Source organism: Suttonella indologenes (assembly GCF_900460215.1).
In the GTDB taxonomy this organism is placed as follows: Bacteria; Pseudomonadota; Gammaproteobacteria; order Cardiobacteriales; family Cardiobacteriaceae; genus Suttonella; species Suttonella indologenes.
The window spans coordinates 780859-792685 of sequence record NZ_UHIA01000004.1 but is presented as its reverse complement, the minus strand read 5'-3'; the positions used below and the strand labels follow the sequence as shown (position 1 = coordinate 792685).

Annotated in this window: 17 protein-coding genes; 2 read left to right on the top strand and 15 right to left on the bottom strand. The window is 50.4% G+C overall.

The window, feature by feature from the left end; genetic code table 11:
- Positions 1-86: 86 nt before the first annotated feature.
- The 4 genes from DYC63_RS07970 to DYC63_RS07955 all read right to left on the bottom strand — a co-directional run bounded on the left by DYC63_RS07970 (position 87) and on the right by DYC63_RS07955 (position 2227).
- Entirely contained in the window at positions 87-548 is a 462-nt protein-coding gene (locus DYC63_RS07970) for a hypothetical protein (RefSeq protein ID WP_115218737.1), read from the bottom strand.
- Between the two features lie 2 nt (positions 549-550).
- Complete coding sequence (locus DYC63_RS07965) at positions 551-1489, bottom strand: hypothetical protein (RefSeq protein WP_115218736.1); 939 nt, start codon at positions 1487-1489, stop codon at positions 551-553.
- Positions 1490-1588: 99 nt separating this feature from the next.
- Positions 1589-1900 (bottom strand): helix-turn-helix domain-containing protein, encoded by a 312-nt coding sequence (locus DYC63_RS07960; protein ID WP_115218735.1) that lies wholly within the window; start codon positions 1898-1900, stop codon positions 1589-1591.
- A 51-nt stretch (positions 1901-1951) separates the two neighbouring features.
- The gene (locus tag DYC63_RS07955; RefSeq protein ID WP_115218734.1) at positions 1952-2227 is read right to left on the bottom strand and encodes a helix-turn-helix domain-containing protein; all 276 of its coding nucleotides are present in this window, start codon (positions 2225-2227) and stop codon (positions 1952-1954) included.
- 79 nt (positions 2228-2306) lie between these two features.
- Here DYC63_RS07955 and DYC63_RS07950 point away from each other — a divergent pair, with 79 nt between their 5' ends.
- Together DYC63_RS07950 and DYC63_RS12400 are read left to right on the top strand one after the other, a co-directional pair.
- On the top strand, positions 2307-2978 hold the full coding sequence (locus tag DYC63_RS07950; RefSeq protein WP_115218733.1) for an XRE family transcriptional regulator: 672 nt from the start codon (positions 2307-2309) through the stop codon (positions 2976-2978).
- A 155-nt stretch (positions 2979-3133) separates the two neighbouring features.
- Positions 3134-3535, top strand: coding sequence for a hypothetical protein (locus DYC63_RS12400; RefSeq protein WP_147284946.1), 402 nt, complete (start codon positions 3134-3136; stop codon positions 3533-3535).
- Between the two features lie 322 nt (positions 3536-3857).
- Here the strand turns inward: DYC63_RS12400 and DYC63_RS12665 are convergent, their stop codons facing one another.
- The 11 genes from DYC63_RS12665 to DYC63_RS07895 all read right to left on the bottom strand — a co-directional run bounded on the left by DYC63_RS12665 (position 3858) and on the right by DYC63_RS07895 (position 11757).
- Complete coding sequence (locus DYC63_RS12665; protein WP_172459462.1) at positions 3858-4031, bottom strand: DUF7210 family protein; 174 nt, start codon at positions 4029-4031, stop codon at positions 3858-3860.
- A 10-nt stretch (positions 4032-4041) separates the two neighbouring features.
- Positions 4042-4791: a phage tail tube protein gene (locus DYC63_RS07940; RefSeq protein ID WP_115218731.1), complete on the bottom strand. Its 750-nt coding sequence runs from the start codon at positions 4789-4791 to the stop codon at positions 4042-4044.
- Position 4792: 1 nt separating this feature from the next.
- Positions 4793-5263 (bottom strand): phage tail terminator protein, encoded by a 471-nt coding sequence (locus tag DYC63_RS07935; RefSeq protein ID WP_115218730.1) that lies wholly within the window; start codon positions 5261-5263, stop codon positions 4793-4795.
- Positions 5263-5730, bottom strand: a complete 468-nt coding sequence (locus DYC63_RS07930; RefSeq protein ID WP_115218729.1) for a phage protein Gp36 family protein — start codon at positions 5728-5730, stop codon at positions 5263-5265. Before DYC63_RS07930 ends, DYC63_RS07935 begins: the two co-directional genes overlap by 1 nt.
- Positions 5730-5996 carry a DUF7210 family protein gene (locus tag DYC63_RS07925; RefSeq protein WP_115218728.1) on the bottom strand — a complete coding sequence of 89 codons (267 nt, stop codon included), beginning with the start codon at positions 5994-5996 and terminating at the stop codon, positions 5730-5732. Before DYC63_RS07925 ends, DYC63_RS07930 begins: the two co-directional genes overlap by 1 nt.
- Complete coding sequence (locus DYC63_RS07920) at positions 5993-6940, bottom strand: major capsid protein (RefSeq protein WP_115218727.1); 948 nt, start codon at positions 6938-6940, stop codon at positions 5993-5995. The genes DYC63_RS07925 and DYC63_RS07920 overlap by 4 nt, the downstream gene beginning before the upstream one ends.
- Before the next feature lie 8 nt (positions 6941-6948).
- A complete protein-coding gene (locus DYC63_RS07915) occupies positions 6949-7266 on the bottom strand; it encodes a hypothetical protein (protein ID WP_115218726.1) in 318 nt (105 codons plus the stop codon).
- A gap of 3 nt (positions 7267-7269) precedes the next feature.
- Positions 7270-8202: a peptidase gene (locus tag DYC63_RS07910; RefSeq protein ID WP_115218725.1), complete on the bottom strand. Its 933-nt coding sequence runs from the start codon at positions 8200-8202 to the stop codon at positions 7270-7272.
- Positions 8203-8468: 266 nt separating this feature from the next.
- The gene (locus tag DYC63_RS07905; RefSeq protein WP_115218724.1) at positions 8469-8906 is read right to left on the bottom strand and encodes a phage virion morphogenesis protein; all 438 of its coding nucleotides are present in this window, start codon (positions 8904-8906) and stop codon (positions 8469-8471) included.
- A gap of 105 nt (positions 8907-9011) precedes the next feature.
- A complete protein-coding gene (locus DYC63_RS07900) occupies positions 9012-10307 on the bottom strand; it encodes a phage head morphogenesis protein (protein WP_115218723.1) in 1296 nt (431 codons plus the stop codon).
- Entirely contained in the window at positions 10300-11757 is a 1458-nt protein-coding gene (locus DYC63_RS07895; protein ID WP_115218722.1) for a DUF935 domain-containing protein, read from the bottom strand. The genes DYC63_RS07900 and DYC63_RS07895 overlap by 8 nt, the downstream gene beginning before the upstream one ends.
- Between the last annotated feature and the right edge of the window lie 70 nt (positions 11758-11827).

Sequence of the window (11827 nt, the reverse complement as noted above, 5' to 3'; positions counted from 1 at the left end):
CTTAGATTCAAGATTGAAGTGCAACGTTTAATAGACAAGAGAGAAGATGTAAGACGTGCGGTGTTGCACTTGCTCATCAACTCTCACTAGTAGAGTACGCAGTAAGAAGGGTCAATCTGCCACATCTGATTGGGATGACTGGTAGCGAGATTAATATGCGGCGTATCGCGGCGCATCTGCTTAACCGACAGCCCTTTGCGGCGTAATAAGCGGTTAACCGTGGCGGGGTGCAGCTCGCGCTCGAGCAAGCCATTAGCAGCGGCAATCGCCTGCGCATCGCCGGCGCTCATCATATCCTTGCCGTTTTTGCGCTGTGTGGCACGTTGCATCGCCGCAATGGCTTGCAGCTCCTCATCGCTCAAAGCCGCCTTGCCTTTGTCGGCACGCGCCTTGCGCCCACTTGTCCAGCCCTGCTTTTTGAGATGGCGATAGAGCGTCACCTTGCTTATGCCCAGCATTGCCGCAGCATCGGCGACATGCTTGTCGCGCTCGCCGCGCCCCAAACCTGTCAATTGCTGCATCAACTCGCGCACCACTGCCACGTCCATATCTACTCCTGCCCCGCACGACCGGCATTAATCGCCGCCTGCGCGTCCGCCATCCAGTCATCATCGGGATTGCTGACAGCTGCCAAACCGTACTCAATCTGCAAAGACGTAATCGTCTCCTTAAGCTCATGCAAAATGTTTGCGGCAGTTAAGCGGACATTGTGATCGTCGGTCTCATTGACGCGTCCTAAACAAGCCTCAAGCTCAGGTAAAAACCGCAATACATTAATCTGTGCTTTGTTTAAATCGAGCAGCAGCGCTTCTTTTTGCTCATCAATGCTGCGACTTTCCTGCACAATCAGTTTGTCTTGCAACTCGGCGATCCGCGCCTCCTTATCCGCCACGATACGTTCCGTTGCCTTGGCTTCCGCCTGCGCGGATTTGAGTTGTTTTTCAAGCGCCGCCTCGGTTTTTTTATGCTTGGCTGCCATATCTGTGATGAGATCGACAATGGCGTCTTTATCGCCGACTGCCGCCTCGATTTGTCCGATAACTACTTTTTGATCTTGGACATCTAATGCCCGCAAATTGCGCAGCTCACGCGTGGTCATGCCCAGTTCGGTGGCGCGGTTTAGAGCTTGTTCGCCGAGCAATTGCAGATTTTGCAACTGCTCATCAACTGTGCTGCGGCTAGTACCGACAGCCATACAAAAACCATCCCATGTATCTAAATGGATGTCTTCGCCATTAACCAAAATTGTTTGACCTTTTAAGCGTCGATATAATTTTTCTTCTTTTATTTGCTTGAGTTGCGCAAAAGAAAAGGCTTCCAGCATGGTCGCGATAGAATTAGTCGCTTGAATACGCCCTAAAACCTGATTCATCTGCAGCTGCTCGCCGCTTAATAATGCGGCTTGCATATGCACCGCAGCGGCTTTTGCCTCATCTTGCTCGGCAACGGGATTGCTATCCACTTTAGCGATGACGGTTGATTTACTCATTTAATTATCCTTTTAAAACTGCCGACGCTCGGCGATTTATTTACACAATATTCAAAAAATCAGTTGCTTAAGAATTTAAAACTGCCGACGTCGGCGGATTTAGCACTGTTGCTCGGACAAACCATAGCGCTGCGCAACCTCATCCAATCTTTGCCGAGCGCTTTGCACTTCGTTGAAAATCTTGATGGCATGACGACCAAAACTTGGTGCGATACGCCATTGCTTATTTGGCAATTGCTCTGCCAGACCCGAGGCTGCCATTGTTTGCAAATCGCGCAACACCGTCGCCTTGCCGAGCCCGAATCTATCGGCAAGTGTTTGGCAAGAAACACCATTCATTTCATAGCCAAACAAAGCCTTAAACAATTCGTATCCGCGTGTTTGGGTACTAGATAAATTCTCTTTTTTCATAATTCCTCTATCTTGTTATTTGTAACTTGGTTCAAAATAATTGGTTTTAGGTTATAGCTGGGCTATAATTTTCCTAACTTCCGCAATCTTTTGGCAAGCCTCCCCCTCTTTAGGGTTAACGCGAGGGCTAACATGCTGATATTCGGGAAAAACCTCAAACAACGGACTATTGATAATTTTGGCAATCGCCTCAGCGATGCGGAAACTGGTTTGGCGGCGATTAATCACATTGCCTACCGACACAGGGCTAACCTCTAGCGCTTGGGCGACAATTCGCAAATTAAGCCCCTGTGCTGCAATTGCTTGTCGAATATGTGCTGGTTTCATTTTTATGACCGTTTTTGGTTTAGATAGGGTTATTATTAGCCTAATTATGGGTTAAGTCAAATTATTTTTTGGGTTATTTATGGTTAATTTACAAGCTTTTGATAAAGAAATAGATATAGACAAGGTTTCTGAGCGTCTATTAAGCGAAAGACAAAGACTAGGTCTGTCTCAATCAGATGTCGCCGATAGGCTGAATGTGGACTATAAGACGGTGGCGCGCCTAGAGAAAGGAACGGAATTAGGCGTTAGCAAATTGAGCGGACTGGCACAATTAGGCTTTGATATTGCCTATATTTTGAGCGGCAATCGCTATCAAAACAAAGAACAGCCTAAAGATATTGATGATGACTACGCCTTTATCCCCTTATACGACATCGACGTAAGTGCCGGCGGAGGCAGTTTTTTTGACAGCGAGCGTATCAAAACACGGCTGTCATTTACACGTTACTCGCTGAAACAGCAAGGATTGTCGCCCGAACATTTGGCTTGCGTGCGTTGTCGCGGCGACAGTATGCTGCCGACAATCGCCGAGCGCGACACGATAATGATTGATTTGCGCCGCAAAGCCGTTGACGGCGGTATTTTTGTTTTTCGGCATGAGGACTCGCTGTTTGTGAAGAGACTTATCCGCGAAAAGGGCGGCATACGAGTAATATCGGATAATCAGATTTATCCGGAATGGTTTATCGAGCCTGAGGATAATTATGAAATTATTGGCAAAAAAGTATGGCAGGCGCGATGGGATAGGTAAAAGGGCGCTGCTGCGCCCTGATAATTTAAGGATTGCGGATATTGATGCGGGTGGGATGCCCCTCCCAAACATGGCAAACCGCCAGCATCCGCGTGATTTGGACTGTGGGGAATTAGTGAGTATAAGACCACGTTGCCGTGGGAATGGAGTAAATAATGACACCTAGACAACAAATACATCTAAACCTATTAAAAATGAATAAACCGCAACCCGAACAATACGAAGAAGCGGCTTATCTGATTGATAAAAAATTACTTAAAGGTGATTATCGCAGAAGCAATGGTAAAGATGATTACGGAGAAATATTCGATATTTTAATCGATCGCCTCACTCCTGACGGCATGGATTATCTCGAAAAACTAGAACAAATAGCTGCCCAAGCAAAATCCCAAGAGCAAGCCCAGCAGCATCGAATAACCGCGCAAAATTTCTCGCCCATGCAAATGCAGCAAGCGTCTAAACTCTGGCATGAACGTAGCGGATGGCGCGCATTTGTATTTCTGGTTGTTGTTGGGTTGACGGTGGCTGCGATAGCAGCACTTTTCAACTTTGGCTAAATAGCGCGGCAAACAAAGCAGATATGCCAAAAAATACGCTAATCCAAAAGCTTTAGGTGCTTTTTGTGCGGTGGCAATCACTGCTTTTTCTCCTTGCTCTTCAGCATTTAACCATAGCTCAATGCTTTGATACTCCGTTTGCGTGGGATGGATACTGCTCTTACTATCTCCTACCAGCACTATCGGCAAAACGCCAATTTTTTCGTGATCATCTCTTTTTAAATACAGGCTTTTGCTTGTTTCATCATAATAAAATGTACCTTGCATACATCTGTTCCTTTTTGTAAAAAAACCCTCATCGAAGGGCAATCGCTTAGGAATATTATTCTTTATCTGCTTGGGGCTTGATTTTCGCCGCCCCTTGCACAATCAACCAGTCGGCGGTAGCGGGGCTGACCGCCACCGTGGCGCCGCTTTTAAAATTCACGTTCTCTAACGTGATGTCGCTCGTCAGTATGACTGGCACGACTGGCACGCTGTCTTTTTTTTGTTTCATTTTGCCCTCCCTAAGCATACAGCTCAACCGTATAAGGCGCTTCGCCGTTCTTCCCCACTGCCGCCGAGCCTTTCATTGTCACGGAGTTAAAATCCTCGCTGAACCAATCAAACTCGCCATCTACCGCCAAAGTAACGTTAGGGATAATCAATTTAGCGCGTTTTTTGGTCACCTCGTTTTGCCCGTCAATCTCAATCCGCCCTTTAAAGCTGCTGACACGTGCGCCATCAATCACAATTTTTTTGACGACTTTTGTTTTGTAAGATACGGTTAAATCGTCATCTTCTGCCGCCGCGCTGCTGTTCGTTATTTGCAGCATGCCCATCTCGGCATTGAGTGTGTATTTGTCCTTATCTACCGCAACACCGGCTTTTTTGACCTCGACGGTCTCGGGATCAATATCGCCGTTTTTAAGGCGATGATAGCCATTTAATCGTGCTTTAGCAGGCTCATCGGCAATGGTCTGCGCCTGCGTCTCCTGTTCCGCCGCTTTACCCATCATTGCCATTGCCCAAGTTAGGGGTTGGAAGGTATCGGTTTGCAGTGTTACCTCGGGTGCATTAGGGGTCGTGATACTGTCTAAAATTGCGCCTGCATCATGACGGCGGCGCGATTTGCGCGTTTTGCTCTCCGATGAGAGCGCGATTTTGGCTGAAATCGGGTTGCCGAAATATAACGCCGTAGCATCGGGATCATCAGGGATAAAATACGGAATACCCGTGCCGATAAAGCCGTAGTCTTGGTTAATACTGTTTTGCATATTATTGTCCTAAATTAATGATATCAATCTCAAAGGCGAGGCTATACAATGCCCAGCCATGCGGCGGATAGACGGTGTCATCGCCCTGTGTGAGGGTAAATTTTTTGCCAAAGGCAGGGTTGCTGTTGGTATCTCCGTCTTTAACGACCAAGCCCTGCACATGACTAATCAGTCTTGAGAGCAGCTCGCCTGCCTCGTCCATACCATGCCCATTGCCGCTGCGCGGCGGCTGATTGTTTTGCCAAGCCAACACGACGCTATATTGCTGCGTCATTTTGACGTTGCGCGCCTGATGGCTGACATTGCGATATTTGTCGTAAATCACATAGACCGCGGCGTGTTGCAGGGCAATCTTACCCTCGAGGCAGTCAGCAAACTCATGGGCTTGCCCCACATAGCGCAGATCACCTTGCTCGACTAGCTGCTGCAAATGCGCCGTTAAGGCTTTGCGCGGTAAAAATAAATCACTCATCACCATGCCTCCAAAGTCTCTGCTGTAAAAACACTATCAGGCGCAGCCGTTTGGGCGCTACCGCCGCCCTCACGATTAACCGCTGCTTTGCCTGTGATTAAGCGGTCAAAAAAGCTGTGGCGGGCATCGTTAAGCTGCTTAATCACAGACTCCTCGGACAAATGCTCAAACAAGCGATACAGTGCCATATCCATGCAGGCGGCGTGCAGCGTTTCCGGCGGCAGCTCAATATCCGGCACAAGGGCTAAATAGCCCTTGATATCGCCGCCGGCAAGGGCAATCGCTTGCGCCACGCGCCCCTGCAGGGCTTGCAATGCCTCCTCAAAGCCCACCGCTGCTTGTCCTGTGGCAAAATAGTCCAATACCGCCTGCGCGTCCGGCAGGGCGGCAAAATCGCTACCTGCCAGCTGCCCGACCAACCTTGCGCGGTTGGCATGAGCGATAAGATCTAATGGCGTGCAATACATTATTCCTCCTTGTCCGGCGAGGTTTTGGCTTTGCTTTTGGGCTTGGCTTTTTCCTCTGCCGGCAGTGCTTCTGCCTCTGCCGGCGGCGCAGTATCGGCAGGGGTAGATTTTGCCGCATCTGAGATTTCGCCCGAGACCGCCAGACCAATTACCTGCATTTTCAGCAGCGGCAGGGCTTGCTCATCACTAAGCTCGATCAGCTCGCCGATTGCATAGCGCTTGCCGTCATGGCGCACAGGTGCGCATACAATGTATGTAGACATCATTTAATCTCCGCCGTATTGGTAAACAAAAACCCTGCATGATTCGATGTTAGGACAGCCGCATCCGCCATCAGCACAGGGTAGTGCCATGAGCGATCGCTGTGCTCAAAATATCCTTTTTCCACTTTCGGCAAGCCCTGCAAAACATAGGTGTAGCCAAAGGACGGCACACGCATTGAGCGCAGATTGGGCGGGGCAACATAGGCAAGCACGGTGTTATTACCCCATATTTCGGTAAATTCCGATTCGGCATCGGGCGTGTAAAGCGCTTTAGCCGCCACTACTTTTTCCACGTCAAAATAAGTGGCGAGCATGTCTAGGCTGATGCTGTCCTTGCCCGTGTAGCGAAAATGCTCTTTGATTTTCGGGTGTCGCTTAAGCGCCTCATAAGCGTAAATATCTAGGTGCAAAACGTTGGGATAACGTCCTGTAGATTTACGAATTTTGGCTTTGGCATCGCTAATCGCCTCCTCGGGGTTAGAAGCTGGGTTATCCCACATATCTGTGCCGCTTAATGCCTGCGTATGATCGCTGGCATAATGGCTAATCGTCGTTGCCAACTGCGCTTTGTCGTATTCACCCTCACGGCGCATCGAGTTCATGATGAGATTTACCGCTTCGGTTTGCGCCTTAATATTGGGCAGTTTTTGCATTTCTGTGAGCAGCTCTTCCGGCACTTTGCCCTCAAGCAAACGATTCTCCAGCGCGTAACTATCGTCGCTGTAGCTAAAGCCGATACTGCGCACCGTCTCGCCGGGGGCGCGTTTAGTGTTGCGGATGACAAACGCCTCTTTGCCGAATTTAATAATCTTACCGCCCATTGCCGGCACCGGCACATCGGGGAAGAGATGATGCCCCGTAAATTCATCGTTTAAATCATAACCTAAGACGACTTTGCTTAAGATGGTATCGACGACACGCGCCTGTCTTAAAAGAGTTTGACTCATTTTCCCTCCTATTTAATTAAAATTTCTGCGCTGTTTGCGCCGACCGCCACAACCACCGCAAAGGCTTCGTCCTTGCTTGCCGCTTTTTCGGCGGCACCGGCATTGGCTTTGACGTAATCGCCGACCTCTGCGTCTGATAAGGCTACGTCCTCCAGTCCAATCATCGTCACAGCGATTGCCTCGCCGATCTCACCCTCGTATTGGGCGATGCCTGCCGGCTCATGGCTGCCGGTGCTGGCAAGATGTCCGTCAAAAGAGACAATCTGCCCTTTCTTCACCGCTTCTTTAAGCGTGATTTTGCTACTTACTACATTAAAATGCGGCATGATTTACTCCTCAAATTGGGCGGCGGCTTGGGCAAAAGTGAGCCCGTGTTTATCGGCAAAATCTTGGATCTTTTGCATCTTTTGCGACTCATCTGCGTTATCGCCAATCATCTGCGGTTTGGTAGTCTGATTGGGATCGCCTGCGCCGTACTCGGCAAAATCCACGCTGACCGGCAGCTTGCCAAGCAGCGTCTTCAGCGCCGCGCGACTGTTTTCTTTGACGGTTTTCCCACCCTCGGCAAAGTCAAAGCTTTGGTCTTTCTCTACACTGAGTAAGACGGATACCACCGCCGCTTTTTCGCGCGGCAGTAGCCGACCTTGTTTGACCAAGCCTTCGGCAAAATCATCCGCCTCTGCTCGCTCACGCTCGGCTGCTTCTGCCGCCAGCGCCTCTTCGCGCTTTTTCAGCTCGGTTTCTCGCGCCGCAAGGGCTTGTTCGGCTTTCGCCAATTCCGCTTCTTTGGCTTTCAGTTCTTCTTCGTCCATAGTGTTTTCCTCTGTTGTTTCACTAAACTCAAAAATCGGTGCGGTTTGCGCCGCAAAATCCGCCAAGCCTTTGACTGCCGGCGGCTGTGCGCCCAAAAAACCGACGTGGCGCAGGTATGGCTGCCCCGGTGTCGGATTGCCGGCGGCATTTGGCGGGTAAAAACTGGCGCTGCGCTTTTTAAAGCGCCCCTGCGCCAACAAATCGGCAAACTGCGGCTCGACTTGGGCAATGTCGGCATAGAGCGTGCCGCTTGCCTCGTCAAAGCTGATGCTTTCCACCCAGCCATAGGCTGGGGCATTGTCTTGGGGGTGTCCGACAACTATCGGCGCTTCGTGTTTGGATGTGTCATAGGCGGCAACGACTGACTTTGCCCAGTCGGCATCGGCATTCAGCCATTCGCCGCTGGTGGCTTGATGCCGTCCGGTTTTAAAAATCGCGAGATGTTTCATCTTTGCCTCAATCTCTTTGGGATAGTGGCATTATCGGCTTGGGCGGCGTGCTAAACGATTAGACTGGTTGGGGATTTTTTGCCTTGCAGCGGCAGATTTGATAGATAGCAATACCTGCGCGTGCCAAGCGGCAGACGGACGGCGCGGATGATGCTTTTATGGCGATTGCTAAAAGGGCAAAGAGCGGCGATTGGCGCGGCGGGCAATCCCAGTCGCGCTCAAAGCTCAAAACGCCGCAAAACGCCGATTTGGGGCGTTTTGGCGATTTAGGGCTGCATCGCCTCAAAAGCATCTTGCAGCGTACCCATAATGGCTTGCTCGTCCTCATCGCTGATGCCCAGATAAGGACGGGCAGGGATTTGCCCAAAGCGCGTGCGTCCGCCGTATTGATGCATGACGGCATAGATGCGATTTGAGCCGATGCTGACGCTGGCATCGGTCGCCTGCATGGTCAGGGTGTCGCGCAGATGTCCGCGCATTTTGAGAATTTTGCTGCCGTAGCCGCGTTTGCGCTTATAGGCAGCATACTTTGGCGAGAGCGGCTGCCACGGTGTGCCGTCGGGCGCTTGCTGCCTGTCAAATCGGGTATCGGTGCTTTGCAGCAATGCCTCGCCGATGGCTAAAAACAGGGTTTTATTAACAAATTCCGCATTGCCGATTTGTTGTAAATAGCGGCTGATGTCATGGATGCTATGACTTGGCATTGTTTTATCCTTTTGCTATAGTGGTAATTAGCGAGGCACAGTAATTTCCTACCGGTAAAGGTTGCTGACCCCAGCATTATCCACGTTCGAGTCGTGGGCTGTGCCTCACTCAATACCTCCATAAAGCAAGTCATATTGCATAAAGCTTTCGCGCATTTTTTTATCCCATTTAATCGGCTTCCCCGAACGCAGATGATTCAGCGTCATTTTGCTTTGTTTTCGCTCGCCGTTTTGTACCTTAATAAGGTCTTCTAGTTTTAATATCACTTTGCCTTTATCTTTTACATCAATGATATATAGCAATGTTGGCACGGCTTTTGTTTTATCAAAATAAATGGCTTCGGGCTTGCTGATGTACTCGACAATGTTGCGCCAAAAATCAGCAGGCAAAGCATCTTTACCCGGGCGCAAAGCATGATAAATATCGGCTTCAAGCAGGCTAATCACACTACTTCTTAGCTCAATCCCTTTTGCAGCAAGCGCATCAATAATTTCTGCCGGCAAGACACCAATCGATTTATTGATGATTAAATCCCCTATATAACCTCTTGTCCCAGCTGCTTGATAGGCGTGGGCTTTAGCAACTGCTGCCTCAACTCTATCCACCATCGCCGCCACCTCTTGATTAAGCAATTTGCGCACCTCGGGAATTTGCAGGGTGCTTTGCATCACGCGGCTTGCCATCAACGGCGGCACGACGCTGGCTTTGTCAAACAAAAACTGGGTGGGATCGGCGTTACGGCTTGACCCCGGAATGCGGTCAAAGCCGGCATCTAAGCCTTTGGGCACTTGCACCGCACGCGGATTGTCGCTGTTTTTGCCGATAATTTGCGTCTCGTACTCAATCGGCGGGGCGACGCCGACCTTAAGCCCTTTGCGCTCAAGGTCGCCTTTGCTGTGGGCAAAGACGCTGCATTTGCAGTTGTAGGCATTAATCGGGTAATGCGTCTGCCACCAAGGATCATCGCAATGCAGGATAAGCCCATGCCATGCCTCATGCTCTTCGCGCGGGTCTTTTTGCCCTGCGCGGTGGCGATACTCCCAGTAAGGTTTGAGCTTTGCCATCTCGCGCTGCTGCTCGTAACGTCCAGCTTGATAGCTGCCATAAAGATTGGTGTCATAGATAGTGCGGCTGCGCCAATTGCGTCCGCCCTTATAATCCCAGCCGTATTTGGCGACGATGGAATCAAAATCTTTGCGAAATTCCTCCAGCGTTGTGCCGTCAATAATCGCCTTATCTACCGCCGCCCGAAAATCCGCCAACATATCAAGGCGATTAGCTCCTGCCACCACAAAAGCATGGTCGTGCTCCTCGCCCAAAATATCGGCATAGCTTTCGGTGGGTAGATTGAGTTTGGCGCGATGGTAATTAATCTGCTCGGCAAAGGGGAGTTTAGCCATGTTTTGCCTCGTCCTTGACGCTTGAGCGCCCTAAAAGCCGCGCGGCGGCACTGGCTTTAGCAAAAACTTTGGCGTAATCGTCCAAACTCAACTGCTCCGCTAAGCCGTCTAGCCGCTCTCTAAATTGCAACAGAGTTGCAGATGCTGCCAATTCTTGGCTGATGCGCTCAATCCATGCCTCGCCTTTGGGGGCGATTTGCGCCGCCAATTGCTCGCTCATATCGTCAAGCGGATCTGTCGCCGGCGGCTCGGCATAATCTAGGCTGTTTTGTTTATCAGCAGCATTGGGTAAAGCTAATCCCTGCGGCATCTCCTCCCATTGCCCGCCGAAGACCTCTTGCACATAGTCTATCGTCGGGCGATAGCCTAGCGCCGCCAGTTTGGCAAAGGTAGCGGCAAGCGCCGCCGTGTCTTTGCTCTCTTTAGTTAATAGCCATAATTTAGGCGGCTTAGCGTTTGGAAAATTCCACTCGGTCAGCCATTTAGCAATACTGCTATTAAAGGCGGCACAGAGTAAATCCGCATCAGCGGCGACGATGTCGTCTTTGACACTGTCTTGTACCTCAGCTTTGTATTGTCCGCCGACGGCTTGGCTGGTCATTACTTGCCCTAAGACAACAAGAGCGATCATCTCGTCCATATATTGGCACAGGGTTTTATAATCGGTGCTACCCGCCTCGCCTTTGAGCAGCTCAATCATGCTGCCTGTCGGCGTGACCGTCGCCGCGCCATTTTTAATCGCGCTCAAAGCACGCAGCAGCAGCTCTTTATCGCGCTCGGCGGTGGGCGAGCGCGGGTCGAATTGACCATGCGGCACGCTGCTGGCAGCTTTTTCGTTCCCCACCAACCAAAATTTAACATTGGATTTTTTAAATAAGACCGGCCAGTACAAAAAATGCGCCAAACCAAGACCATAGGGATTATCCGTCACATCGCCGCCCGCCGAAAACGTCCAAAATTTCTGCTCCGGCATTAACTCCTGCGCGCCATTGCCGGTGTAGAGTAGCCGCTGCTTGAGGTCAAATTTAAATTTTCCGCGATCGCGTACCTTGATGTCATCGAGCACCACGCGTCCGTCCTCAATACCCCACATAATCTCGCCCACCGCATAGCCGTAAAATACGCCCCAGTGCATGGCTTTGATGATTTGCTCAAAATTAATCCGCGCCAGCTGCGCCTGCACAAATTCCGCTGCCTCTACATCGGCGGGGGTGTCGGGGTCATGCGGCAGCACTTGGCGCTCTAATTTGACTAAGGCAGTTTGCCGCTGCTGCCATGTGCCGAGTACGTTGTTATCGGTTAAGAGGTCGCGGTAGAGGTTGATATCGCCGCCAAGGCGGCTCTCAAGGATACTGTCTAGCAACTCAATCTCTGTCAGATTGCGCTCAATGGCAAGCTCGGTAGAGGGTTTGGTGGGTCTATTAAGTTGTGGGAGGTTACTTACTGGCATGGCAGTCTCTCAATAATGGGATATTGCCATTGTGCGCCGCTTAAGAGTAGGCGGCGATTAGACGGGTTGG

Excerpts from the sequence above, each read along its gene's own strand:
- DYC63_RS07970 (WP_115218737.1), bottom strand. The coding sequence starts at position 548 with ATGGACGTGGCAGTGGTGCGCGAGTTGATGCAGCAATTGACAGGTTTG.
- DYC63_RS07965 (WP_115218736.1), bottom strand. The coding sequence starts at position 1,489 with ATGAGTAAATCAACCGTCATCGCTAAAGTGGATAGCAATCCCGTTGCC.
- DYC63_RS07960 (WP_115218735.1), bottom strand. The coding sequence starts at position 1,900 with ATGAAAAAAGAGAATTTATCTAGTACCCAAACACGCGGATACGAATTG.
- DYC63_RS07955 (WP_115218734.1), bottom strand. The coding sequence starts at position 2,227 with ATGAAACCAGCACATATTCGACAAGCAATTGCAGCACAGGGGCTTAAT.
- DYC63_RS07950 (WP_115218733.1), top strand. The coding sequence starts at position 2,307 with ATGGTTAATTTACAAGCTTTTGATAAAGAAATAGATATAGACAAGGTT.
- DYC63_RS12400 (WP_147284946.1), top strand. The coding sequence starts at position 3,134 with ATGACACCTAGACAACAAATACATCTAAACCTATTAAAAATGAATAAA.
- DYC63_RS12665 (WP_172459462.1), bottom strand. The coding sequence starts at position 4,031 with ATGAAACAAAAAAAAGACAGCGTGCCAGTCGTGCCAGTCATACTGACG.
- DYC63_RS07940 (WP_115218731.1), bottom strand. The coding sequence starts at position 4,791 with ATGCAAAACAGTATTAACCAAGACTACGGCTTTATCGGCACGGGTATT.
- DYC63_RS07935 (WP_115218730.1), bottom strand. The coding sequence starts at position 5,263 with ATGAGTGATTTATTTTTACCGCGCAAAGCCTTAACGGCGCATTTGCAG.
- DYC63_RS07930 (WP_115218729.1), bottom strand. The coding sequence starts at position 5,730 with ATGTATTGCACGCCATTAGATCTTATCGCTCATGCCAACCGCGCAAGG.
- DYC63_RS07925 (WP_115218728.1), bottom strand. The coding sequence starts at position 5,996 with ATGATGTCTACATACATTGTATGCGCACCTGTGCGCCATGACGGCAAG.
- DYC63_RS07920 (WP_115218727.1), bottom strand. The coding sequence starts at position 6,940 with ATGAGTCAAACTCTTTTAAGACAGGCGCGTGTCGTCGATACCATCTTA.
- DYC63_RS07915 (WP_115218726.1), bottom strand. The coding sequence starts at position 7,266 with ATGCCGCATTTTAATGTAGTAAGTAGCAAAATCACGCTTAAAGAAGCG.
- DYC63_RS07910 (WP_115218725.1), bottom strand. The coding sequence starts at position 8,202 with ATGAAACATCTCGCGATTTTTAAAACCGGACGGCATCAAGCCACCAGC.
- DYC63_RS07905 (WP_115218724.1), bottom strand. The coding sequence starts at position 8,906 with ATGCCAAGTCATAGCATCCATGACATCAGCCGCTATTTACAACAAATC.
- DYC63_RS07900 (WP_115218723.1), bottom strand. The coding sequence starts at position 10,307 with ATGGCTAAACTCCCCTTTGCCGAGCAGATTAATTACCATCGCGCCAAA.
- DYC63_RS07895 (WP_115218722.1), bottom strand. The coding sequence starts at position 11,757 with ATGCCAGTAAGTAACCTCCCACAACTTAATAGACCCACCAAACCCTCT.